The sequence below is a fragment of the Streptomyces sp. NPDC031274 genome (genome assembly GCF_055570235.1).
The window spans coordinates 21,518-44,484 of sequence record NZ_JBVIHP010000016.1; the positions used below are offsets into that span (position 1 = coordinate 21,518).

A 22,967-nucleotide genomic window follows, 5' to 3' on the forward strand; every position below is an offset into this window, starting at 1 on the left:
CGACCATGAAGGACGTCGCGGCCCGCGCCGGAGTAGGCCTCAAGACGGTCTCCCGCGTGGTGAACGGAGAGCCGGGCGTCACCCCGGACACCGAACGCCGCGTCCAGGAGGCCATCGACGCCCTGGGCTTCCGCCGCAACGACAGCGCGCGCGTCCTGCGCAAGGGCCGCACGGCCAGCATCGGCCTCGTGCTCGAAGACCTCGCCGACCCCTTCTACGGGCCGCTCAGCCGCGCCGTGGAGGAAGTGGCCCGCGCGCACGGCGCGCTCCTCATCAACGGTTCGAGTGCCGAAGACCCGGACCGCGAGCAGGAGTTGGTGCTCGCGCTGTGCGCACGCAGGGTCGACGGTCTTGTCGTCATCCCTGCCGGTGACGACCACCGCTATCTGGAGCCGGAGATCGCCGCCGGTGTCGCCACGGTCTTCGTCGACCGTCCCCCGGGGAAGATCGACGCCGATGTCGTGCTCTCCGACAGCTTCGGCGGCGCGCGTGACGGCGTCGCCCATCTGATCGCCCACGGCCACCGCCGCATCGGCTTCATCGGCGACCAGCCGCGCATCCACACCGCGATAGAGCGCCTGCGCGGCTACCGCGCGGCCATGGAGGACGCGGGCATCCCCGTGGAGGACGAGTGGATGTCCCTGGGCCTCACCGCCCCGGACCGCGTCGACCAGGCCACCAAGACGATGCTGAGCGGCCCGGACCCGGTCACGGCGATCTTCGCGGGCAACAACCGTGTGACGGTGACGGTCGTCCGTGTCCTCGCCGCACTCACCCGCCCGGTGGCCCTCGTCGGCTTCGACGACATCGAGCTCGCGGACCTGCTCCAGCCGGGCGTGACCGTCGTGGCACAGGACGCCGCACAGCTGGGCAGGACCGCCGCGGAGCGCCTGTTCCGTCAGCTCGACGGCGCCTCGGACGCCCCGGAGCGCATCGAACTCCCGACGCGCCTCATCAAGCGCGGATCCGGCGAACTGCCGCCCGCGGGCTGACGGTTGGCGGCGCGTCGGCAGTCGCTCGCGTTACTTGGCGGAGGGCGTGAGGTCGCCGCGGCGCGGGCCCGAGAAGCTCTGCAGGCGGGCCAGCGTCAGGCCGGTGAGCCGGGTGACCTCGCCCGCGTCGAGGGCGCCGCAGTCCAGGCCGCGCAGGAGGTATCCGGCGAGCGCCTTGGCCGATGCGGGCTCGTCCGCCACGTCGCCGCCCTCGCGGTGGGCCGCGTACGCGGAGAGGCGCGCGGCGGCCTGCTCGAAGCCCTCGCGGTAGAACGCGAACACGGCGGCGTAACGCGTGGGGATGTGGCCGGGGTGCATGTCCCAGCCCTGGTAGTAGGCGCGGGCCAGGGCGCGGCGCGTGAGGCCGAAGTGCAGCCGCCAGGCGTCGTGGACCTTCTCGGTGCTCCCGATGGGCAGGACGTTGGTGGAGCCGTCCGAGACGCGTACGCCGGTGCCCGCCGCCGCGACCTGCATGATCGCCTTGGCGTGGTCGGCCGCCGGGTGGTCGCTCGTCTGGTAGGCGGCGCTGACACCGAGGCAGGCGCTGTAGTCGAAGGTGCCGTAGTGAAGGCCTGTGGCGCGGCCCTCGGCGGCGCCGATCATGCGGGCCACGGTGGCGGTGCCGTCGGTGGCGAGGATGGACTGGCTGGTCTCGATCTGGATCTCGAAGCCGATCCGCCCGGCCTCCAGGCCACGCACCTTCTCGAACTCCTCCAGGAGCCGCACCATCGCGGTGACCTGCTCGGGGTAGGTCACCTTGGGCAGCGTCAGGACGAGGCCCTCCGGCAGACCGCCCGCCTCCATGAGGCCGGACAGGAAGATGTCGAGGGTGCGGATGGCGCGGTCGCGCACCGCCTCCTCCATGCACTTCATGCGGATGCCCATGTACGGGGCTGCCGTGCCGTTCTTGTAGGCCTCGGCGACGAGGCGGGCCGCGCGGGCGGCGTCCTGGTCCTCGTCGGCGCCCTTGTAGCCGTCCTCGAAGTCGATGCGCAGGTCCTCGATCGGCTCGCGCTCCAGCTTGGCGCGCACGCGGTCGTAGACGGGCACCGCCAGGTCGTCGGCGAGACCGAGGACAGCCGCGAAGGACGCGGCGTCCGGGGCGTGCTCGTCGAGCGCCTTCAGCGCCTGGTCGCCCCACGTACGGATGGTCTCGGCGCCGAAGAGCTCACCGGGGACGTACACGGTGTGGACCGGCTGGCGGGTGCCGGGGTCGCCGGGGTAGCGGCGCTCGAGCTCCGCGTCCACCGGGGCGAGGGAAGCGCTGATGCCCTCGCCGACCGCGCCCGCGAGACTCGTTGCCACCTTCTCTTGCTGACCCATTCCTGCACCCTCCACACGCTCGGGACCACACACTCAGGACACTCGATGTTTCCGCTTCACGGAATCAACAATCCGTATGGCGAAGTTATCCGTCGACCTTCCCGCTGGTCAACACCCTCTCGTCTGCCGGACCCCGCCCGTTCACCCGTGTCTCAGATCCTGCTTCCGCACTCGCGTTCCCGCACCTCATCCTGACCGTCACCCACTGAAGGAGATCGCGTGCCGAACGACACCCGAGTAACGCGCCGCCTCGGCCTGCAGACCGCGCTCGCCGCGGTCGCGGTGCCCTTGTTCACCACCGCACTGGCCGCGTCGCCCGCCCACGCGGTGGAACGGGCGGGGCGCCGCCTGGAGGTCATGTCGTTCAACCTCCGCTACGCGGGCACCACGCCGCCCAACACCTGGGCCGACCGCCGCCCGGTGACCCGGGAGCTCCTTCGCCGCGCGCGCCCTCATGTCATCGGCACCCAGGAAGGCCTCTACCAGCAGGTACGGGACATCGCAGAGGACCTGGGCCCGCACTACGACTGGATCGGCACCGGCCGGGCGGGCGGCAGCCGCGACGAGTTCATGACCGTCTTCTACGACACCCGCAGACTGGCCCCGGTCGAGTACGACCACTTCTGGCTCTCCGACACCCCGGACGTCATCGGATCGAACACCTGGGGCGGCGGCTCCATCCGCATGGTCACCCGGGTCCGCTTCCACGACCTGCGCACGGACACCGAGTTCTACGTCCTCAACACCCACCTCGACAACGCCAGCCAGTACGCACGCACGCGCGCCGCGAGTCTGATCTCCGAACGGATCTCCGCCCTCGACCCGTCCCTGCCGCTCCTGGTCACGGGTGACTTCAACGTCGCGGCCCACAAGAACCAGGTCTACGACACGCTGCTGGGCGCCGGTCTCGTCGACACGTGGGACGCGGCGGCCGAGCGCAGCAAGGCGTACGCCACCTTCCACGGCTACAAGCCGCTGGTGCCGGACGGCGACCGGATCGACTGGATCCTGGCGAGGCCCGAGGCGCGTGTCCACTCGGCGGTGATCAACACCTTCGCGCTGGGCGGGCAGTTCCCGAGCGACCATCTGCCGGTGCAGGCGAGTCTGACCCTGTGACGCGCCGAGGCCCGCACCCCGCGCTGCGCGGGGTGCGGGCCTCGTACGGTCGATGAGATCAGCCCTTGCGGGTGTTGACCTCTTCGGTGAGGGCGGGGACGACGTCGAAGAGGTCGCCGACCACGCCGTAGTCGACGAGCTCGAAGATCGGGGCCTCGGCGTCCTTGTTGATCGCCACGATGGTCTTGGAGGTCTGCATGCCCGCCCGGTGCTGGATCGCGCCGGAGATACCCGAGGCGATGTACAGCTGCGGCGAGACACTCTTGCCGGTCTGGCCGACCTGGTTGGAGTGCGGGTACCAGCCCGCGTCCACCGCGGCGCGCGAGGCACCCACGGCCGCACCCAGGGAATCGGCGAGCGACTCGATGAGGTGGAAGTTCTCCGACCCGTTCACACCACGGCCGCCGGAGACCACGATGGCCGCCTCGGTCAGCTCCGGACGCCCGGTGGACTCCCGCGGGGTGCGCGCGGTCACCTTGGTGCCGGTGGCCTGCTCCGAGAAGGAGACGGCCAGGGCCTCGACGGCGCCGGCGGCCGGGGCGGCCTCCACGGCGACCGAGTTCGGCTTGACCGTGATGACCGGAGTGCCGCTGGTGATACGGGACTTGGTCGTGTACGAGGCGGCGAACGCGGACTGCGTGGCGAGCGGGCCCTCGTCGGAGGCCTCCAGGTCGACGGCGTCGGTGATGATGCCGGACTTGATGCGCACCGCCAGACGCGCCGCGATCTCCTTGCCCTCCGCGGAGGAGGGCACCAGCACGGCGGCCGGGGACACCGCGTCGTAGGCGGCCTGCAGCGCATCCACCTTCGGCACGACCAGATAGTCGGCGAACTCCGGGGCATCGGCGGTCAGCACCTTGACCGCGCCGTGCTCGGCCAGCGCGGCCGCGGTGTCGGCGGCGCCGGCACCCAGCGCGACGGCGACGGGCTCACCGAGACGGCGGGCCAGCGTCAGCAGCTCCAGGGTGGGCTTGCGGACGGCACCGTCCACGTGGTCGACGTAGACCAGAACTTCAGCCATGGGACTTCAATCTCCTGCGGTTACGAAGAAGTGGGGCGGATTTTCGGGGGTGGCTGAAGCTCAGATGAACTTCTGGCCCGCGAGGAACTCGGCGAGCTGCTTGCCGCCCTCGCCCTCGTCCTTGACGATCGTGCCCGCGGTGCGCGCGGGCCGCTCGGTGGCCGACTCGACCTTCGTCCAGGCACCCTCCAGGCCCACCTGCCCGGCCTCCAGATCCAGGTCCGAGAGGTCCCAGGCCTGCACCGGCTTCTTCTTGGCGGCCATGATGCCCTTGAAGGACGGGTAACGGGCCTCGCCCGACTGGTCGGTCACCGACACCACGGCCGGCAGCGAGGCCTCCAGCTGCTCGGAGGCGGCATCGCCGTCACGGCGGCCCTTGACGACACCGCCCTCGACGGACACCTCGGAGAGCAGCGTGACCTGCGGGACACCCAGCCGCTCGGCGAGCAGCGCCGGAACCACACCCGCGGTGCCGTCCGTGGACGCCATCCCGGAGATCACCAGGTCGTAACCGGCCTTCTCGATCGCCTTGGCCAGCACCAGCGAGGTCCCGATGATGTCACTGCCGTGCAGATCCTCGTCCTCCACATGGATAGCCTTGTCCGCACCCATCGACAGCGCCTTGCGCAACGCGTCCTTGGCGTCCTCGGGACCCACCGTCAACACGGTGATCTCCGCGTCGTCGGCCCCGTCCGCGATCTGCAACGCCTGCTCCACCGCGTACTCGTCCAGCTCCGACAGCAGGCCATCGACGTCATCCCGGTCGACGGTCAGGTCATCGGCGAAGTGCCGGTCGCCGGTGGCGTCGGGCACGTACTTCACGGTGACAACGATCCTCAAGCTCACGCCGGCTCTCCTACTGCATCGTCTTTACTGGGCTGCTGCCTTGCTCTGGCCACTGCCTTCTTGCAGGCAGCATAGGCGCCTGAAGGGGCGGATCCCGGTCGGGGCGGCCCGCGCTCCGACCAGAATATTACTCGCCAGTACACCCAGTACGTTCCCACTAAGCAAGCGCTTTGAACTGTGACCTTCCCAACGCGCTGTCATCGGGCGTCAGGAGGGTCATCCGGGAACTCTCAGTCGCGCAGCGCGTTGAAGCGCCCCTGGTGGTAGAGCAGGGGCCGCCCCGCGCCGGCGGGGTCGCCGAGGACGGCCTCCGCGAGGACGATGCGGTGGTCACCGGCGGGAACCCGCGCCGCGACCTTGCAGACGAGCCAGGCCAGCGTGCCGTCGAGCACGGGCACACCCTCGGGCCCCTCGTACCACCGCGTGCCCGCGCCGAAGCGGTCGGCGCCGCTGCGCGCGAACGTCGTGGCGAGGTCGAGCTGGTGCTCACCGAGTATGTGGACGCCGACGTGTTCGGCCTCCGAGACCGCGGGCCAGCTGGACGCCCCCGTACCGATGCCGAACGAGAGCATCGGGGGCTCGGCGGAGACCGAGACGAGCGAGGTGGCGGTGAAGCCGACGGGCCCGGCGGGGCCCTGGGCGGTGATCACCGCGACCCCCGCCGCGTGCTGCCGGAAAACGGAGCGCAGGAGATCGGGGGAGGCGAGTCGGGGTGTGCGGAGTTCGGGCGTGGCCGTCATGGAATTGTCCTTCTGCAGGAGGTACGAGCGGTTCCGTGGCTGCTCAGCAGCCCGGACAGCGCGCACTTGCATGACGGGCGAGGTCCACGTGGACGCGCTCGAAGAGAAGGAGCTCCGGAGGCATGGGAGCAGGCTCGCGACAGGTGGCGGGTGCAGTCAAGTCCGTTCCGCGATGTGGAAGACGGCTCCGCAAGCCCTGGACCTGTGTCATCGCGTTCTCCTCCCCCTCACACGGCGCCTCACACGGCCTCACCGAGGGCGGCGATCACGTCGACCTTGCGCGGCTGCCCTGTCGCGCGCCGTACGACCTGTCCGTCCGCGTCGAGCACCAGCACGGTCGGCGTCTTGAGGATGCGCAGTTCACGTACGAGTTCGAGTTCGGCCTCGGCGTCGATCTCCACATGGCAGACGCCGGGAACCATTTCGGCCACGTCCGCGAGGACGCGGCGGGTGGCCCGGCAGGGCTGGCAGAAGGCGCTGGAGAACTGCACGAGCGTGGCCCGCTCCCCCAGTTCGTACCCCGCCCACGCGCCCGGCCCCGGCACGTCGAGCCGTTCCCCCGCATCACGTTTGTGCACGTCAGCCTCCCGCCCCTGCGCCATGATCCAACCGTCCCCGTCTTCAGCGTTCCCGCGTCCGCAAACATTCCCAACGTGACGAGAATCTCGCGCCCGCGGGGCACGATGGGTGGTCAGCCGTCCGTTCTTGGGGCACGATCTGCGCAACGCCGAAAAACCTACGGCTGCGTAACTTCCCGCCGGGAGCCCCCTCCCAAGGCAGACACGAAGGGCCCTCCCCACCCATGGCAGAGCTTGTCTACCGTCCGGTCATCGGTGCCGCGAAAACGCTGTTCAAGGCATGGGACCTGAAGATCGACTGCAAAGGGTCGGAGAACATCCCGCTCACCGGCGGCGCGGTGCTGGTCAGCAACCACATCAGTTATCTCGACTTCATCTTCGACGGCCTCGCAGCGCTGCCGCAGAAGCGGCTCGTGCGCTTCATGGCCAAGGAGTCGGTGTTCCGGCACCGGATCGGCGGCCCGCTGATGCGCGGGATGAAGCACATCCCCGTCGACCGCAAGCAGGGCGAGACGGCCTACCAGCACGCGCTGGAATCGCTGCGCTCCGGAGAGATCATCGGGGTCTTCCCCGAGGCGACGATCTCCCCGTCGTTCACGCTCAAGAGCTTCAAGTCGGGCGCCGCGCGCATGGCCCAGGAGGCCGGGGTCCCGCTGATCCCGATGGCGCTGTGGGGCACGCAGCGGCTGTGGACCAAGGGGCAGCCGCGCAACTTCAAGCGCAGCCACATCCCGATCACGATCCGCGTCGGCGAGCCCATGGACGCCCCGAAGGACCAGTTCGCGGGCGCGATCACCCGGCGCCTTCGCGAGCGCTGCCAGGAGCTCCTCGAGGCCGCTCAGCGCGCCTATCCCGTACGCCCCAAGGGCCCGGACGACACGTGGTGGATGCCGGCGCACCTCGGCGGCACCGCGCCGACTCCGGCCGAGGTGAAGGCCGCCGAGGCGAGCTGAATCGATTACTCCGGGGGTTTACTCCCGGTGCTTGCTCCGGGAGCTCGCTCCGAGCACCTCCTACGGGCGCTCGGACGACGCCCGCTCCGGCGCGTGGACCGTGAGTCGCACGCCGGGGCTGAACTTTTCGAGCAGCTCGGCCAGTTCCGCGCCCGCGGCCTCGGCGCCGGAGTCCGGCCCCATCCCCTCCAGCAGGAAGATGGCGTTGACGGACTCTTCCGTGAGGCGGGTGCGCGGCCCCTGGCGCCAGTTCCAGCGGCGGCACGTGACGCCCTCGTCGTCGCACCAGACGACCTCGCCCGCGTCGGGGTACTCGACGACCTGCTCGCCCCCGGCCATGGTGACGAAGTCCTCGCTACCGGTGGCCCGCACCAGGCGCATGCCGCCCTTGATGTGGTCCAGGTCCTCACCGCCGACCGGGATCAGGTGGGCGACGCTGATCGCGTTGTAGATGTCGACGAGGGTGTTGATCCTCGGCAGACCGCTGTCGGCCAGGGCCCGCTTGGCGAGCGCCTCGGCGGAGTTGCGCGTGCGGGAGGGCTTGGCGCCGAAGGCGGTGTACGCCGCGCGCCAGGCCACCATGTGCGGCTCCTCGTGCGGGGCACGGCCCTGGAGCCGCTCGGCGAGGCGGCGCGCGGCCTCGTCGAGGAGGACCGAGCTCTCGTCGGTGCTGGGTCCGTTGACGAGTCCGTGGGCCTCGATGGCGACGTGGGTGAAGCCGGGCGCGAGGGCGCGCACATCGTCGGAGACGCTCAGGTCGATGGTGGTCATGGTCCGTCATGCCTCACAGTTCGTGCGTCACAGTTCTGAGGGGTAGATCTGCCAGAGGTGCAGCCGGTCGCGGGCTTCCTTGAGCACACGGAGCGCCACTGGACTCGGTTCAGCATACAGGACTCCATAGTCCACTTCATTGAACTCCGGATCCACGGACCAGGCCAGCCGCTCCTCGCCAAGACGGAACTGCGCGTCGACCCCGGCGGGGATGTTCCCGCGCGGGTCCTGCCGGTGCCAGGCGCCGTCGAGGCGTACGGCGACCAGGCCGTGCAGGGAGTAGCCACTGGTGTTGCCATCGCGCAGCCGCTGGTAGCAGAACGCCGTCGGGATGTCCTCGGCGCGCAGCAGGGCGGCCAGGGCGTGGGACTTGGCGGTACAGATGCCGGTGCGCTCCCGAAGGACGTCGGAAGCACGCCAGGTGACCTCCATGCGGCCCGAGTCCTGCGAGTGCGGGATGGCGTCCCGCACGAACTCGTAGGCAGCGTGTGCGTATGCATATGAATCCGCGGCATCGGCGGCGAGGTGCGCCGCCGTCTCGCGGACGAGCGGGTGATGGTGATCGACGGCCTCGCCTGCGGCCAAATAGGCGGACAGGTCTGGGGTTTCCTGGATCAGCTGCATGCGACGGGAGCATAGAAATGCGATCGACCGCACGTCAATGCCTTTACGGTCGACCGCATACCTATGCAGCAATCAGGATCAGGAGATGCCAGTCGGCTAGCGCGCCATCTCTTCCTTGAGCGCCGCCACGAATCCGTCCACGTCCTCCTCGCGCGTGTCGAACGCGCACATCCAGCGGACGTCGCCCGCCGCCTCGTCCCAGAAGTAGAAGCGGTACAGCTTCTGCAGCCGCTCGCTCACGTCGTGCGGCAGCCGCGCGAAGACCGCGTTGGCCTGCACCGGGTAGAGGATCTCCACGCCGTGGACCGCGCGCACGCCCTCCGCGAGGCGCTGCGCCATCTCGTTCGCGTGCCGGGCGTTGCGCAGCCAGAGGTCCTTGGCGAGCAGGGCCTCCAGCTGCACCGACACGAAGCGCATCTTGGAGGCGAGCTGCATGGACAGCTTGCGCAGGTGCTTCATGTGCTTGACGGCGTCCTGGTTGAGGACGACGACGGCCTCTCCGAAGAGCGCGCCGTTCTTCGTGCCGCCCAGGGACAGGATGTCCACGCCGACCGCGTTCGTGAAGGTCCGCATGGGGACGTCGAGCGACGCGGCGGCGTTCGATATGCGCGAGCCGTCGAGGTGCACCTTCATTCCGAGCCCGTGCGCGTGGTCGCAGATGGCGCGGATCTCGTCGGGCGTGTAGAGCGTGCCCAGTTCGGTGTTCTGCGCGATCGAGACGACCTGCGGCATCGCCCGGTGTTCGTCGTCCCAGCCGAACGCCTGCTTGTCGATCAGCTCGGGCGTGAGCTTGCCGTCGGGCGTGGGCACCGTGAGCAGCTTGAGGCCGCCCATGCGCTCGGGGGCGCCGCCCTCGTCGACGTGGATGTGCGCCGACTCGGCGCAGATCACCGCGCCCCAGCGGTCGGTGATCGCCTGGAGCGCGACGACGTTCGCTCCCGTGCCGTTGAAGACAGGGAACGCCTCGGCCGTGGGGCCGAAGTGACCGCGGATGATCTGCTGGAGGTTGGCCGTGTAGTCGTCCTCGCCGTACGCGATCTGGTGACCGCCGTTGGCGAGGGCGAGGGCGGCGAGCACCTCCGGGTGGGCGCCCGCGTAGTTGTCGCTGGCGAAGCCCCGTACATCCGGGTCGTGGTGACGGCGCGCGTCGGTCTTCGGAGGGTTCACGGGGTCTCGGTCACGGGTGTCGCGAGCGGTCACGGCTTCTCGGTCAGCCACAGGCGGGTTCCGTTCACTTCTCCGGCGGGCCGCTCCCAGACTCCGGCGATGGCCTCGGCCAGCTCCTTGACGTCCGTGAAACCCGCGAACTTCGCGTTGGGCCGCTCCGCGCGCATCGCGTCGTGCACCAGCGCCTTGACCACCAGGATCGCAGCCGCCGATGTCAGGCCCTGCTCGCCCTCCGCCTTCCCCGCCTTGCGGAAGGCGTCGCCGAGGGCGAGTGTCCAGGCCTCGGCTGCGGCCTTCGACGCGGAGTACGCGGCGTTGCCCGCCGTCGGCTTGGAGGCGCCGGCCGCGCTGATCAGGAGATAACGGCCGCGGTCGCTGCGCTGCAGGCCCTCCTGGAAGGCGAGGGAGGTGTGCTGCACCGTACGGATCAGGAGCTTCTCGAGGAGGTCCCAGTCGGTGAGGTCGGTCTCGGCGAAGGTGGCGCTGCCGCGCCAGCCGCCGACGAGGTGGACCAGGCCGTCGATCCGCCCGAACTCCTTCTCCGTGCGGGTGGCCCACTCCCGGGTCGCGCCCAGGTCGAGGAGGTCGACCGTGTCCCCTATGACGGTGGACCCGCCGTGCGCGTACCGCGCGGCGTCCACCGCCTCCGCCAGACGCGCCGCGTCGGCGTCGGACGCCACGACCGTGGCTCCGGCCTCGGCGAGCCTCAGCAGCGTGGCTCGGCCCGCGGGACCGCCTGCCCCCGCGACCGCGACCACGGCTCCATCAAGTGCGGACATCGTCCTCGCCTCCTCGGTGCGGGCGCTCACGCGGCGACCTGCTCGGCGCTCGACGCGGTGATCCCCTTGGTGGAGGCGATCACGTGCTTGAGCTTCTTGGAGAGCGCCTCATAGAACATGCTGAGCGGAAACTCGTCAGGAAGCACGTCGTCGACGAGTTTACGGGGCGGAAGCTGCACGTCCAGGGCGTCCGGGCCCTTGGCCCAGCGCGATCCGGGGTGCGGGGCGAGGTACTGGGACACCAGGTCGTACGCGGCGAACCAGTGGACGAGCTTGGGGCGGTCGATGCCCGCGCGGTAGAGCTCCTCGATCTCGGAGCACAGCTGGTTGGTGACCTGCGGCGCGCGCTCCCAGTCGATCCGCAGCTTGTTGTCGGTCCAGCGGACGACGTCGTGCTTGTGGAGGTACGCGAAGAGCAGCTGGCCGCCGAGCCCGTCGTAGTTCTTGACGCGGTCGCCCGTGACCGGGAAGCGGAACATCCGGTCGAAGAGGACGGCGTACTGCACGTCGCGCGCCTGCGGGACGCCCTCGGCCTCCAGTTTCACGGCCTCCTTGAAGGCGGTGAGGTCGCAGCGCAGCTCCTCCAGGCCGTACATCCAGAACGGCTGGCGCTGCTTGATCATGAAGGGGTCGAACGGCAGGTCGCCGTGGCTGTGGGTGCGGTCGTGGACCATGTCCCACAGGACGAACGCCTGCTGGCAGCGGTCCTGGTCGCCGATCATCTCGCGGATGTCGTCGGGCAGTTCGAGCCCGAGGATGTCGACGGAGGCCTCGGTGACGCGGCGGAAGCGGGCGGCCTCGCGGTCGCAGAAGATGCCGCCCCAGCTGAAGCGCTCGGGGGCTTCGCGCACGGCGATGGTCTCAGGGAAGAGCACGGCCGAGTTCGTGTCGTACCCGGCGGTGAAGTCCTCGAAGGCGATGCCGCAGAACAGCGGGTTGTCGTAACGCGTGCGCTCCAGGTCGGCCAGCCAATCCGGCCAGACCATGCGCAGCACGACCGCTTCCAGATTGCGGTCCGGATTGCCGTTCTGCGTGTACATCGGGAAGACCACGAGGTGCTGCAGGCCGTCCTCGCGGTCGGCCGCGGGCTGGAAGGCGAGCAGCGAGTCGAGGAAGTCCGGCACCTTGAACCCGCCGTCCGCCCAGCGCCGCAGGTCCGCTCCGAGTGCCTGGTGGTACGCGGCGTCGTGCGGCAGGAGCGGGGCGAGCTGCTCGATCGCGGACAGCGCGCGATCGACGGCGAGTTCGGCCACGGACTTCGCCGGAGCGCCTTCCGCGTCGAAGTCGATCGAACCGTCCGCGGACTGCCACGGGCGGATCTCTTCCACGGCGTCCTTGAGCATCGGCCACGCCGGGTGCTCCACGACCCTTCCCAGGGGGGCACCCCCACTCACGGGAGGAACCACACCTTCCGTCACCTTCTGCACAAGAATTTCCGTCACTTGTCAACCTCCACGGGAGAACCTCGCGTAAGGACACCGTATGCGTGCGAGGTTCCCGCCACAAGGGGAGGCTCGGGAGATTATCCTGTGACACCCCCAACATCACCGCTGATTTTCCTGCCGCGTGCCGCCGAGGCGACTACTTCTGCCACATCTGCTACCGCGGCCCGCGCATCGCTCAGAATTCGCGGGAAGCCCAGGAAGCCGTGGAACATCTCCGGATAGTGCCCCCGCGTCACCGGAACCCCCGCCAGCCGCAGCTTGACCGCGTACTCCGCGCCCTCGTCGCGGAGTGGATCGCAGCCCGCGGTGACGATGTGCGCGGGCGGCAGCGCGGCGACGTCGGCGCGCAGAGGTGAGGCGTAGGGGTGCGTGCCGTCGCCGTCCGGGCCCAGGTACTGCTCCCAGAACCAGCGCATGTGCGCGGCGGTGAGGAAGTAGCCGGTCGCGTTCGACGTATACGAGTCGCTGCCCTGCCCCGCGTCGAGCACGGGATAGATCAGCACCTGGAGCGCCACGGCGGGCCCTCGGCGATCCCGCGCCAGCAGAGCGGCGACGGCGGCCAGGCCGCCCCCGCTGCTGTCCCCCGCCGTCACCACGGCGCCCGGATCGCCGCCGAGGCCGCCCGCCCGGGTCTGGGCCGCGGCCCAGCACAGCGCCGCGTACGCGTCCTCGGTGGCCGCGGGGAAGCGGTGCTCGGGGGCGAGACGGTAGGCGACGGAGACCACGACGGCGCCGGACTCGGCGCAGAGGGTGCGGGCCGTGGCGTCGTGGGTGTCGAGGTCGCAGAGGGTGTAGCCGCCGCCGTGGAAGAAGACCACGGTGGGGCGGGGGTGGCTCGCGCGTTCGGGGCTGTAGACGCGCACGGCCAAATCAGGCGCACCGGCCGGACCGGGGATGATCCGCTCCTCGACCGCCCCCACGGGCGGCGCGGATGTGGCAGAAGTGGAGGTCGCGGCCAGGATGCGGCGGGCCTCGGCCGCGTCGGTGACGGTGCCGCCGAGGTCGGGGAAGGCGGCGCTCAGCGCGTCGACGAGAGGCCGCGCGCCCGGGGCGAGGCGGTCGCCGTCCGTGTCGGCCGTCCTCACCCCGTCTCCTGGGCGCGGAAGTACGGGATGACCTTCTCGCCCCACTGCCGCAGGGTCTCCATGCACGCCTCCTGCGGGACGGTGCCCATCTGGATGAGGCACATGATCTCGTCGGCCCCGGCGTCGCGGAGGCGTTCCACGTACGCGATGGCGTCGTCGGCGGTCCCATAGGCGTGATCGGCGTTGAAGGTGGCCGTGGACGTGGGCCGCACGGGGATGTCGTGCTCGTGCAGCCGCGCGACGACCTGCTCGGCGGCCTCGCGCATCGCGGCCGCCTCGTCGGCCCCTTCGACCACGGCCTCGTCGGGGATGCCCGCGCCGCCGTACCAGTGCCCGATGGACTGGGCGAAGAACCGCTGCCCGCGGATGCCCACGCGCCGGGCCGCTTCCCTGTCGTCGAGCACGATGGTCGGACAGAGCACGGAGAAGTGGTCGTTGACGACGCTGGACACGAAGCGCGCGTCGCTGCGGCCCGCGATCGCCGCGTCGTACGCCGCGCGCATCTCGGCGATCGCATCGGGCCCCGCGAAGCCCATCACCAGTGCGCCGATGCCGAGTTCGGCGGCCTGTGTCAAGGTCTCGGACCTGCTGCAGGCGAGGAAGAGCGGTGGGTGCGGGGTCTGGTGCGGCCGGGGCAGGATCGGATGGGGGGCGATGTCGAGCAGCGCGCCGTGATGCTCCAACTCCTCGCTCTCCCAGGCCTTTCCGATGATCTGCAGCGCTTCCTCGACCTCCTGGGTCGTACGTTCCTTGTCGACGCCGCAGAGCGACGTCTCCTGGAGCGTTCCGCCACGCCCTGCCCCGAGGTCGAGCCGCCCCCCGGACAGCAGATCGAGCATGGCGGCGCGCTCGGCGACCCGCGCCGGGTGATTGAAGCGGAACGGCATGCAGACCACGCCGTGTCCGATGCGAATGGTGCTTGTGCGCGCGGCGACCCAGGTCAGGAAGATCTCCGGGGCGCTCATGTGGGCGTACCACTTGAGGGAGTGGTGCTCGACCGCCCAGACGCGGTCGAACCCCATCTCCTCGGCCAGGACGGCCTGTTCGACGCTGTCGCGGATGAGTTGATGCTCGCGCTCGACGGTGGGGTCGGCGAGCTGTGCTTCGAATATGACGGAGAACTTCACGTGGCCTCCAGGGGGTTGGGCCCCGGGCACACGGGTTCCTCGTGCGCCCCTCTTTCGATTAGCCATATGACTAGTCGTCAGGTCGCAAGGAAACAAGGCCTGTACGTGGGGTAGTTGCGGCCCGCCGAGGCGGGTCGGCCGGGCTCGCCTACCGGGCCGGGCGCGTACGGCGGTGGCTTGCCACGCGCTCCCGTGTGGCGCAGCGACCCGAGCAGTAGCGGCGGGGCGGCCCGCCGCTCGCGACAAAGACGTCGGTGCAGCGCCGCGCGGCACACACTCCGCCGGGAGGACGCTGCCGGTCCCAGACAAGGACGGTCATCGCCATGCAGGAGGAGGCGAGGAACCACTCCGCCCACGGTGCGTCGTCGCCGCTGTCGAGATGGATGTGCCACGGGGTCCGACCCTCGTGCGAGGTGAGACGTGCCGGTCCGGATCCCCCGGCCAGGAGCCCGTTCAACCGGGTCGCCGCCGCGTCGACATCAGGGGAGGCGAACACATCGCGCAGGGAAGCCGCCACAGGCCGCATCTGCCGTACGTCCTCGCGGGACACGTCCAGCGGGTCGGCCTCGCCGTACTCGCGCAGCACGGCCGCGACGTCCTCCGGCGTGGGCGTTTCGACGGCCGTCAGGACGTTGACGAGTGCGGCGGCGCGCTGGGCTGTCCGCAGGACGGAGTGGCGGGTGCACCAGTCGTCGTCCTCGGGCGCACGGTTGGAGGGCATAGGGAGAGCGTAACGCTTATATCGGAGTTCTCCGTTACCACGTAACGTAATACCTATGCTGAGGCGTTACGGATTGCCGCTCTATGTCGCCGGGGCCGCCACCGCCCGCGCCGGCGACGAAATGTCAGGCCCCGCCCTGCTCCTGGTGGGCATCGCGGCCACCGATTCCGCCTCGGCGGGGTCCGCGCTCCTGTCAGGGATCACGATCTCGGCCGCGGTCGGCGGGCCCGTGTTCGGAGCCATGCTCGACAGGGCCGTGGCTCCGGGACGACTACTGGCCGGTGCGCTGGCCACGTACTCCGCGGCGCTCATAGTGATCCTGTTGATCCTGGGGCGACTTCCCCTCCCCGTCGCCATCGCGACGGCTGTGCTCGGCGGGCTTCTCGGCCCCGCCCTGGCCGGTGGGTGGACCTCACAGCTTCCCCGGGTCGTCGAGCCGGACGGACTGCCGCGGGCCACCGCGCTCGATGCGATGACGTACAACTTCGCCAGCCTTGCGGGACCGGCCCTCGCCGGGGTGGTCGCCGTGCTCGCCGGTGCCGAGACCGGCGTCGTCGCGGCCGTGGCGCTGATCGCACTGGCTCTGCCGGTCGCGTGGACGCTGCCCGCGGACCCCGCGGCCTCCTCGCGGCGCCGCCGGACCTCGGTCGTCGGTGACTTGGCCGCCGGCTTCCGAGCCATCGTTCGCGCCAGGTTCCTGGCCCGCGCCACGGTCACCTCCGTGATCTCGTACATCGGCGTCGGCATGCTGGTCACCTGCAGCCCCCTTCTCGGTGAGGAGGCGTTGGGCACCACGAACGCCGGGACCTTCTTCCTCGCCGCTCTCGCGGTCGCGTCACTCGCCGCGAACGTGCTCGTGGCCAGGCGGCCCGACGTGCTGCTCCCCGACACGACGGTGCTCGGCAGCACGCTGGTGCTCGCCGTCGCGTTCCTCCTTGCCGCCACGGTCTCGCCCGTACCGCTCTTCGTCGCCATGGCGCTCGCGGGGGCCGCCGCCGGACCGCAGTTGACCGCACTGTTCGCCGTGCGTCATCGCGAGGCGCCCGAGCGGCTGCGCGGCCAGATCTTCACCACGGGAGCGAGTCTGAAGATCACCGGCTACGCGATCGGAGCGGGTATCGGCGGCCCGATCGCCACGTGGTCGCTCTCCGGCGCCCTGGTGGTGGCCGCCGGTTTCGAGGTTCTCGCCGCCGCGACTTATGTGGCCGTCACGGCAGTTGGGCGCAGAGGGGAAGCGCGGACGCCGGATGGGGCAGACGCGCGGAAGCAGTTGGGGCCCGCACCATGAGGTGCGGGCCCCAACTGCACAGACACCGCACGGAAGCGCACCCCGTCATACGGTCGACGGGGGTCGATGTGCGGTCATCGAGCTCCTGATCAGAGGCCGAACTCCTGCGGAGAGACGCCGAGCGCCGCGCACGCTTCCCGCAGGACCTGCTCCTCGGCCGGGGCGATGTACCCGTCCGCTCCGGCGACGACGAACCCGGTCTGCACGACCGCCTTGGCCTCCACCGGCTTCTTCGCCGCCTTGGCGATCTCCTGCATGGCCTCGGTCTTGCCCTGCTGGAAGTTGAACGTCAACTGGTCGGCGTGCTTGTTGAACCGCTGCCGCAGCTGCTCGGGCGGGAAGTTCTTCAGGACGTCGTTCTGCATGATCAGCGACTCCACATGCTGCCGCTCGGCCGGGTCGACCGTCCCGTCGGCTGCCGCGACCAGGGCGCACATGGCCATGCTCGCGTCACGGTAGGCGCCGCTCTTCAGCTCCGTCTTGAGGGAGGTGAGCTGGGACTTGAGCACGCCCACGAGCTGCTTCTTCGACCCCCCTCCGGATCCTGACCCCGGCCGCCCGTGCCCACCGGAGCCGCGTGTCCCCTGCGACTGCTGCTGCAGTCCCTTGGCCTGGTCCTTGATCCGGTCCCACATCGCCATCCGTGCCACCTCGGCTGCCTGTTCGCTTCGTCCGTACGCGTTCCGCACGTCCCTCTGCCAACCTGCCAACGCCTCCCCACCCAGCGAAGTTCCACGACGGACACAGGGGTGAGCACGGTGCCGCTGAGCAGGCCCGTGCGAGGTCAGTCCTTCGTGCAGGCGAACACAACCGTCGCGGGCCGACCTTCACCGCTCGCCCCGGCCAGACCGTCGTTCCGCCGGAACCCGCACTTCTCGGCGACCCGGACCGAGGACGTGTTCTCCGCGGCGGCCTCGAGCAGGAGTTGAGTCAGACCGAGGTCGCCCAGGGCCCACCCCGCGAGCAGCCGCACGGCCCGCGGGGCGATGCCCCGGCCGCGATGGGCGGGAAAGACGCTGTAGGCGACGGTCGCCACCTCGTCGTCACGGAACTGCAGGTTGATGATCCCGACCGGCTCGTCCGTCGCGGCATCCGCGATCAGCAGCGGGGCCGCCCGGCCGCTCCGCCATGCTTCCTCGACCTTCGCCATGCTCGTGCCGAGAGCCGCCTCGTCCATGGGTTCGTCGTCGAGCCAGCGACGCGTCTCGGGGTCGTGGCTCGCCGCCCCGATGGCAGGAAGATCCGACTCGCGCCGCGGTCTCACGGCGACCACTCCATCCGCGAGTGGTTCGGACAGCGGTTCGATCGGTATGGAGCGCCCCATGAAGTTGATCATATCCCGGTCAGAGAATCCCGGTCAGAGAATCCGGTCGGAAATACCGCTCGGGAATACCGGTCAGGAATGGAGAAGCGCCGGTGGCCGACCCCTGACTAGCGTGTTCGTCATGGCATCCATCGAATCCGTCACCCTCGACGTGGCCGACACCACGGCCGCGCAGCGCTTCTACTCCGCCGCCTTCGGTTTGGACACACAGCTGCGGCTGCGTGCCTCTCAGGAACCCAGCACCGGCTTTCGCGGGTTCACGCTGGCGCTCACCGTGTCCCAGCCCGCCGACGTCAATAGCTTCATCGACACCGCCATCGACGCCGGCGCCACCTCGCTGAAGCCCGCCACGAAGTCGCTCTGGGGGTACGGCGGTGTCGTACAGGCCCCTGACGGGGCGATCTGGAAGGTCGCGACCTCGGCTAAGAAGGACACCGGCCCCGCCACCCGGCGGATCGACGAGATGGTGCTCCTGCTGGGAGTCGCGGACATGAGCGCGAGCAAGCGGTTCTACGTCGGCCAGGGCCTCGCCGTGTCGAAGAGCTTCGGCCCCGTGTACTGCGAGTTCGAGAGTGGGTCGGGCCCCTTCAAGCTGGCGCTGTACCGGCACCGGGCCCTTGCCAAGGACGTCGGTGTCCCGCCCGAGGGCACCGGATCCCACCGGCTGATGATCGGCGGCGGCGCCGGGGCCTTCACCGACCTGGACGGTTTCGCCTGGGAGGCCGAAGCGCCCGCACCGCGGGCCCACTCCGTGTGACAAGTGGCGTGTGACGAGTGGCGCGTGGCGGGCACCGGGTGAACCGGTACCGGAGAGCGCCGATCGTGGCCGAACGCGACAATGGCAAGGAGCGCGCGCTCCTTGCCACTCTCAACATATAGCGCATGGGGGGCCTTGCGGCAAGACCCGGGTATTCCCGCAGAATCATCGGCCTGAGCAAGAGCCGACGAAATCAGAGCCACGAAGTGCGTGTGTTGTTTTCGCGATTTCAGCACGTCATCGAAGACGTCGCGGTCAACGTCACGAACGTCGTGAACGGGGGTCTCCATGTTTGATGTGATCGTGGTCGGCGGCGGGCCGACCGGTTTGATGCTGGCAAGTGAGCTGCGTCTGCACGGCGTGGGCGTGGCCGTCCTTGAGAAGTCGGTGAGGCCGACCGAGCAGTCCCGCGGTCAGGGCCTGCACGCACGCAGCGTCGAGGTGATGGACCAGCGCGGTCTCCTCGACCGGTTCCTCGCTGTCAATGAGAAGTTCCAGGTCGGCGGTCTCTTCGGCGGCATCGTGAAGGCGTGGCCCGACCGGCTGGACACGGCGCACCCGTACGGCGTCGCCACCCCGCAGCCGGTCACCGAGCGGCTGCTCGACGAACGTGCCGTCGAGCTCGGTACGGAGATCCGGCGCGGCTGCGAAGTGGTCGGGCTGAGCCAGATCGAGGGGAGGACCGGCGACGGGGCAGCGGCCGGCGTGCGAGTCGAGCTGGCGGACGGCACGCACCTGCGCTCGCGCTACCTTGTCGGGTGCGACGGCGGCCGCAGTACCGTGCGCAAGCTGCTCGGCGTCGATTTCCCCGGGCAGCCCGCGACCGTCGAGACGCTCCTCGGCGAGATGGAGGTGACCGAGGATCCGGCGACGATCGCCTCCGTCGTCGAGGAAGTCCGCAGGACCCAACTGCGGTTCGGGGTGGCCCCCAGCGAGAACGGGCTGTACCGCGTGGTCGTACCCGCCGACGGAGTGACCGAGGACCGTGCGGCCGAGCCGACCCTCGACGACTTCAAACGGCAGCTGCGGGCCCACGCGGGCACCGACTTCGGCGTGCACGCGCCGCGCTGGCTCTCGCGGTTCGGCGACGCGAGCCGACAGGCCGAGCGCTATCGGGTCGGTCGGGTGTTCCTCGCCGGCGACGCGGCGCACATCCACCCGCCGACCGGCGGGCAGGGGCTCAACCTCGGCGTGCAGGACGCGTTCAACCTGGGCTGGAAGCTGGCCGCCGCCGTCCAAGGCTGGGCGCCTGAGGGGCTCCTCGACACCTACCACGCCGAACGGCACCCGGTGGGGGCCCGTGTCCTTGAGAACACCCGGGCGCAGATCACGCTGCTCGGGACGGATCCGGGTGCGACCGCGCTGCGGGAGCTGTTCTCCAAGCTGATGGACTTCGAGGAGGTGAACCGGTACGTGACCGGGATGATCACCGCCATCGACGTCCGCTACGACTTCGCTGAGGGCCACGGTGAGGGCCACGAAATGCTCGGGCGGCGGATGCGGGACGTGGAGCTGAAGCAGAGCCGTCTCTACGAGCTGATGCACGAAGGCCGCGGGCTGCTGCTCGACCAGACCGGCCGGCTCTCGGTCGCCGGGTGGGCCGACCGGATCGATCACGTCGTCGACGTCAGCGAGGAACTGGACGTACCCGCCGTGCTGTTGCGGCCGGACGGTCACGTGGCCTGGGTCGGTGAGGATCAGCGGGATCTGGTCGGCCAGTTGCCGAGGTGGTTCGGCGCACCGAACCACGACGGGCCGCCGTCCCGGCCGTAGCGGGGAGTTCAGCCGACCTGTGTGTGGAACTGCACGAGTCGCTGCTGGACGAGGTTCACCGTGCCGCGCTGACGGCCCGGCACGCGGCGGCGCAACGCTACGAGGGCCGGGCCGAGTTCTCGCACGGTGTCCGGGTCGCGCACCTGCTCCCACTGGTGGTGGGCCAGATCCGCGGCGGCCTCGACATCGGGGGCGTCGAGGGCTTGGCCCGCCGCGAGCCTCGCGGAGACCACGGCAAGCCAGATCTGGCAGCTGCGGCCCGGGTCCTTGGCGAAGATCGCCAGATGTCCGCGGACCTCCATCCAGTGCACCACCTCGGGCGAGGACGCCCCGTACGTACGCAGTGCCTCCTGCTCCCACGCCGCCGCCATGGCCGCGGCCTCGCCGTGCCGCCCCGCCTCCACGGCCTTGGTGATCGCCGCGTGCGGATCCGCACCCGCGGTCGCCGGCGCCGCGGAAGGTGGTGCGTCGAGGGTGGAGCCTTGCTGTTGGGCCGGCACCGGCACCCGGCTGGGCATGCCTCCGAGGCCACCGCCGAGGCCGCCGCCCAGGCCTCCTCCAAGACCGCCTGGCACGGCGACGGCAGGGTCGGCGAACAGCACGATGTCGGTCGCACCCTCCTCCAACGCCTGGGCGACGACGTGCTGGTGCAGGTCCGGCAGCGGCGGCCGGTGCCCGCTGCGCAGGACCGTCGCCAGCGCCTTCATGTACGCGGGCGTCGCGACGGCACGCCGACCGGGCTGCGGAGCGACCCGGCCGTACAGCGCCACGCCTGTCCCCACGTCCAGAGGACGCTGCGCCAACTGCTGCCAGCTGTCCGTATCGGCATGCAGATCGGCGATGACGGTCGTGCTGCCCGGCGGGCGCAGCCGTAGCTCCTGGGCGATCCAGTGCCAGGGGAACCCGGTGTAGCGCACCGTCGCCGCCGTGGTCCGCGCGAGCGCCACATGTTGCAGTTGCTGTCGGCGATCGATGTGCAACTGCCCGACCAGATACACCGTCAAAGGCCCCGGCGCCATCGCGGCCGCACGCAGCCGGGTGAGCACTGTCTGCGGATCCAGCGGGTCCGCGAGCTCCACGACACTCGCTGTCGCGGTCCCGGCGAGCACCGCCGGTGACACCGCAGCGAGCACGGGCAGCACGGAGGCCGCGTCCACCATACGGGCCTTGCCGACCGGCGCCGCCGCAATCAGCAGCGCGGTCCCGGGCACCGTCCCCTCCCCATCAGTCACCAGAGCACCGTATCCGCTGCTCACTCCGCGTGCGGCAGCGGGAAGACGATCTGCACGAGTTGAAGGGCGCCGAACACGACACCGAACGCCGCGCCGATCCCCCCACGTCCTCCCCGGCGGCCCTCCTCAACACCCCATCACGCTTGCCGGTTGCGGCGGCGGCGACAGCGGTGCGGAGAAGGCTTCCGGCATCCCGCCCGTGACGTGTCGGCGCGTGGAGGCCGGGTAGAAGAGGTGGGTTCCAGGCAGTGGACAGTCCTGTCGGAGCCTGCGGCCGCCGCCGAATTCGGCGGCGACGGCCGCGGCGCTCCTGGGGGCAGGCTCCCCCTGGCGCCCCAGGAGCAGGTGTCCGCACCAGCTGGTGACCGAGGGGCCGCGGGAGTGGCCCTCCTGATCCCACAGCCGGCGGGACAGGCCGGTGTCCGTGCGTCCGCTGCAAGGAAGTACGGACCCGGCGGCCTGGGTTACCGACGTGCCTTCCGCTCGGCGCCGGAGCGCGAGCGGAACGGTCGGGCCGTTCCGGGGGCTGGGGGCGGGCCTCGGCGCCAGGGTAGAACGAGCAGGCGGGGACGGACAACGCCTTTCCGAACTCCGGGATGACCAAGCCCGACTCCACCGATGAGTTCCCGCGTCTGCCGCGGTCAACAACTCCGTAGCCGCGAGGATGGAGCGGCACCCCTCGACGACCGACCAGGAGATCTTGAAATGCGTACATTGATCAGCACCGCTTTCGTCTCGCTCGACGGTGTCGTGGAGGCACCGGGTGGCGAGCCCGGCTACCGGAACTCCGGATGGACCTTCAAGGACGTGGAGTTCGTCCCGGAGGCGTTCGAGATCAAGGGCCGGGAGCAGCAGGAGGCCGCGGCGATGATGCTGGGCCGGGTCAGTTATGAAGCGTTCAGCCCGGTCTGGCCCGGCATGGAGGAGTTCGCGGAGTACAAGGTGATGCCCAAGTACGTCGTCTCCACCAGCCTCAGCGAAGGCGATCTGGTGTCGGACTGGGGAGAGACCACGATCCTGCGCTCCCTGGACGACGTGGCCACGCTGAAGAAGACCGAGGGCGGGCCGATCATCGTGCACGGCAGTGCGACGCTGAACCGGAGCCTCTCCGACGCCGGTCTCATCGACCGCTACCACCTGCTCGTCTTCCCGCTGCTGCTCGGCGCGGGCAAGCGGCTGTTCAGCGACACGGACAAGGACACCCAGAAGCTGAAGCTCGTCGAGCACGAGGCGTACGCCAACGGCCTTCAGAAGAGCGTCTTCGACGTCATCCACTGACGCCTGCTCCCCGGCCCCCTCCGTCCT

At 70.2% G+C, this 22,967-nt stretch carries 23 protein-coding genes; 7 read left to right on the plus strand and 16 right to left on the minus strand.

Going from position 1 to position 22,967, the window contains the following annotated elements; translation table 11 throughout:
- Window positions 1-5: 5 nt before the first annotated feature.
- Window positions 6-992 (plus strand): LacI family DNA-binding transcriptional regulator, encoded by a 987-nt coding sequence (locus tag ACZ5CR_RS24490; RefSeq protein WP_468861264.1) that lies wholly within the window; start codon window positions 6-8, stop codon window positions 990-992.
- A gap of 30 nt (window positions 993-1,022) precedes the next feature.
- Here ACZ5CR_RS24490 and ACZ5CR_RS24495 read toward each other — a convergent pair whose 3' ends face one another.
- Window positions 1,023-2,315 (minus strand): DUF6986 family protein, encoded by a 1,293-nt coding sequence (locus tag ACZ5CR_RS24495; protein WP_468860828.1) that lies wholly within the window; start codon window positions 2,313-2,315, stop codon window positions 1,023-1,025.
- A 219-nt stretch (window positions 2,316-2,534) separates the two neighbouring features.
- Between ACZ5CR_RS24495 and ACZ5CR_RS24500 the strand changes: the two genes are divergently transcribed.
- Window positions 2,535-3,431: an endonuclease/exonuclease/phosphatase family protein gene (locus ACZ5CR_RS24500; protein ID WP_468860831.1), complete on the plus strand. Its 897-nt coding sequence runs from the start codon at window positions 2,535-2,537 to the stop codon at window positions 3,429-3,431.
- A gap of 58 nt (window positions 3,432-3,489) precedes the next feature.
- Here ACZ5CR_RS24500 and ACZ5CR_RS24505 read toward each other — a convergent pair whose 3' ends face one another.
- From ACZ5CR_RS24505 to ACZ5CR_RS24520, 4 genes are all read right to left on the minus strand, one after another.
- Entirely contained in the window at window positions 3,490-4,452 is a 963-nt protein-coding gene (locus tag ACZ5CR_RS24505; RefSeq protein WP_468860585.1) for an electron transfer flavoprotein subunit alpha/FixB family protein, read from the minus strand.
- Between the two features lie 60 nt (window positions 4,453-4,512).
- Window positions 4,513-5,298, minus strand: coding sequence for an electron transfer flavoprotein subunit beta/FixA family protein (locus tag ACZ5CR_RS24510; protein ID WP_468860582.1), 786 nt, complete (start codon window positions 5,296-5,298; stop codon window positions 4,513-4,515).
- Between the two features lie 230 nt (window positions 5,299-5,528).
- Window positions 5,529-6,038: a flavin reductase family protein gene (locus ACZ5CR_RS24515; RefSeq protein WP_468860833.1), complete on the minus strand. Its 510-nt coding sequence runs from the start codon at window positions 6,036-6,038 to the stop codon at window positions 5,529-5,531.
- A 239-nt stretch (window positions 6,039-6,277) separates the two neighbouring features.
- Window positions 6,278-6,640 (minus strand): thioredoxin family protein, encoded by a 363-nt coding sequence (locus ACZ5CR_RS24520; RefSeq protein WP_468860836.1) that lies wholly within the window; start codon window positions 6,638-6,640, stop codon window positions 6,278-6,280.
- Window positions 6,641-6,840: 200 nt separating this feature from the next.
- On the opposite strand from ACZ5CR_RS24520, the gene ACZ5CR_RS24525 reads away from it, so the two are divergent.
- Window positions 6,841-7,569, plus strand: coding sequence for a lysophospholipid acyltransferase family protein (locus tag ACZ5CR_RS24525; RefSeq protein ID WP_468860838.1), 729 nt, complete (start codon window positions 6,841-6,843; stop codon window positions 7,567-7,569).
- Between the two features lie 60 nt (window positions 7,570-7,629).
- Here ACZ5CR_RS24525 and ACZ5CR_RS24530 read toward each other — a convergent pair whose 3' ends face one another.
- The 8 genes from ACZ5CR_RS24530 to ACZ5CR_RS24565 all read right to left on the minus strand — a co-directional run bounded on the left by ACZ5CR_RS24530 (window position 7,630) and on the right by ACZ5CR_RS24565 (window position 15,288).
- Window positions 7,630-8,340, minus strand: a complete 711-nt coding sequence (locus ACZ5CR_RS24530; RefSeq protein ID WP_468860841.1) for a B3/B4 domain-containing protein — start codon at window positions 8,338-8,340, stop codon at window positions 7,630-7,632.
- A gap of 27 nt (window positions 8,341-8,367) precedes the next feature.
- The gene (locus ACZ5CR_RS24535) at window positions 8,368-8,964 is read right to left on the minus strand and encodes a transglutaminase-like domain-containing protein (RefSeq protein ID WP_468860843.1); all 597 of its coding nucleotides are present in this window, start codon (window positions 8,962-8,964) and stop codon (window positions 8,368-8,370) included.
- A 96-nt stretch (window positions 8,965-9,060) separates the two neighbouring features.
- Window positions 9,061-10,131, minus strand: coding sequence for a threonine aldolase family protein (locus ACZ5CR_RS24540; RefSeq protein WP_468860845.1), 1,071 nt, complete (start codon window positions 10,129-10,131; stop codon window positions 9,061-9,063).
- 29 nt (window positions 10,132-10,160) lie between these two features.
- A complete protein-coding gene (locus tag ACZ5CR_RS24545; protein WP_468860848.1) occupies window positions 10,161-10,910 on the minus strand; it encodes an SDR family NAD(P)-dependent oxidoreductase in 750 nt (249 codons plus the stop codon).
- A 26-nt stretch (window positions 10,911-10,936) separates the two neighbouring features.
- Window positions 10,937-12,352: a DUF6421 family protein gene (locus ACZ5CR_RS24550; RefSeq protein WP_468860850.1), complete on the minus strand. Its 1,416-nt coding sequence runs from the start codon at window positions 12,350-12,352 to the stop codon at window positions 10,937-10,939.
- Between the two features lie 80 nt (window positions 12,353-12,432).
- Window positions 12,433-13,440: an alpha/beta hydrolase gene (locus ACZ5CR_RS24555; protein ID WP_468860852.1), complete on the minus strand. Its 1,008-nt coding sequence runs from the start codon at window positions 13,438-13,440 to the stop codon at window positions 12,433-12,435.
- Window positions 13,437-14,567, minus strand: coding sequence for an LLM class flavin-dependent oxidoreductase (locus ACZ5CR_RS24560; protein ID WP_468860855.1), 1,131 nt, complete (start codon window positions 14,565-14,567; stop codon window positions 13,437-13,439). Before ACZ5CR_RS24560 ends, ACZ5CR_RS24555 begins: the two co-directional genes overlap by 4 nt.
- A 148-nt stretch (window positions 14,568-14,715) precedes the next feature.
- Complete coding sequence (locus tag ACZ5CR_RS24565) at window positions 14,716-15,288, minus strand: CGNR zinc finger domain-containing protein (protein ID WP_468860857.1); 573 nt, start codon at window positions 15,286-15,288, stop codon at window positions 14,716-14,718.
- A 55-nt stretch (window positions 15,289-15,343) separates the two neighbouring features.
- On the opposite strand from ACZ5CR_RS24565, the gene ACZ5CR_RS24570 reads away from it, so the two are divergent.
- Window positions 15,344-16,576, plus strand: coding sequence for an MFS transporter (locus ACZ5CR_RS24570; RefSeq protein ID WP_468860859.1), 1,233 nt, complete (start codon window positions 15,344-15,346; stop codon window positions 16,574-16,576).
- 89 nt (window positions 16,577-16,665) lie between these two features.
- Here the strand turns inward: ACZ5CR_RS24570 and ACZ5CR_RS24575 are convergent, their stop codons facing one another.
- Window positions 16,666-17,217 carry a tellurite resistance TerB family protein gene (locus ACZ5CR_RS24575; protein WP_468860861.1) on the minus strand — a complete coding sequence of 184 codons (552 nt, stop codon included), beginning with the start codon at window positions 17,215-17,217 and terminating at the stop codon, window positions 16,666-16,668.
- A 143-nt stretch (window positions 17,218-17,360) separates the two neighbouring features.
- A complete protein-coding gene (locus ACZ5CR_RS24580) occupies window positions 17,361-17,900 on the minus strand; it encodes a GNAT family N-acetyltransferase (RefSeq protein WP_468860863.1) in 540 nt (179 codons plus the stop codon).
- Between the two features lie 121 nt (window positions 17,901-18,021).
- On the opposite strand from ACZ5CR_RS24580, the gene ACZ5CR_RS24585 reads away from it, so the two are divergent.
- On the plus strand, window positions 18,022-18,657 hold the full coding sequence (locus tag ACZ5CR_RS24585) for a glyoxalase (protein ID WP_468860866.1): 636 nt from the start codon (window positions 18,022-18,024) through the stop codon (window positions 18,655-18,657).
- A 288-nt stretch (window positions 18,658-18,945) separates the two neighbouring features.
- Window positions 18,946-20,430, plus strand: coding sequence for a rifampin monooxygenase (gene rox / locus ACZ5CR_RS24590; protein ID WP_468860868.1), 1,485 nt, complete (start codon window positions 18,946-18,948; stop codon window positions 20,428-20,430).
- Between the two features lie 8 nt (window positions 20,431-20,438).
- Here rox and ACZ5CR_RS24595 read toward each other — a convergent pair whose 3' ends face one another.
- Entirely contained in the window at window positions 20,439-21,641 is a 1,203-nt protein-coding gene (locus ACZ5CR_RS24595; RefSeq protein ID WP_468861266.1) for a hypothetical protein, read from the minus strand.
- A gap of 726 nt (window positions 21,642-22,367) precedes the next feature.
- Between ACZ5CR_RS24595 and ACZ5CR_RS24600 the strand changes: the two genes are divergently transcribed.
- Complete coding sequence (locus ACZ5CR_RS24600; RefSeq protein ID WP_468860871.1) at window positions 22,368-22,940, plus strand: dihydrofolate reductase family protein; 573 nt, start codon at window positions 22,368-22,370, stop codon at window positions 22,938-22,940.
- Window positions 22,941-22,967: the final 27 nt, after the last annotated feature.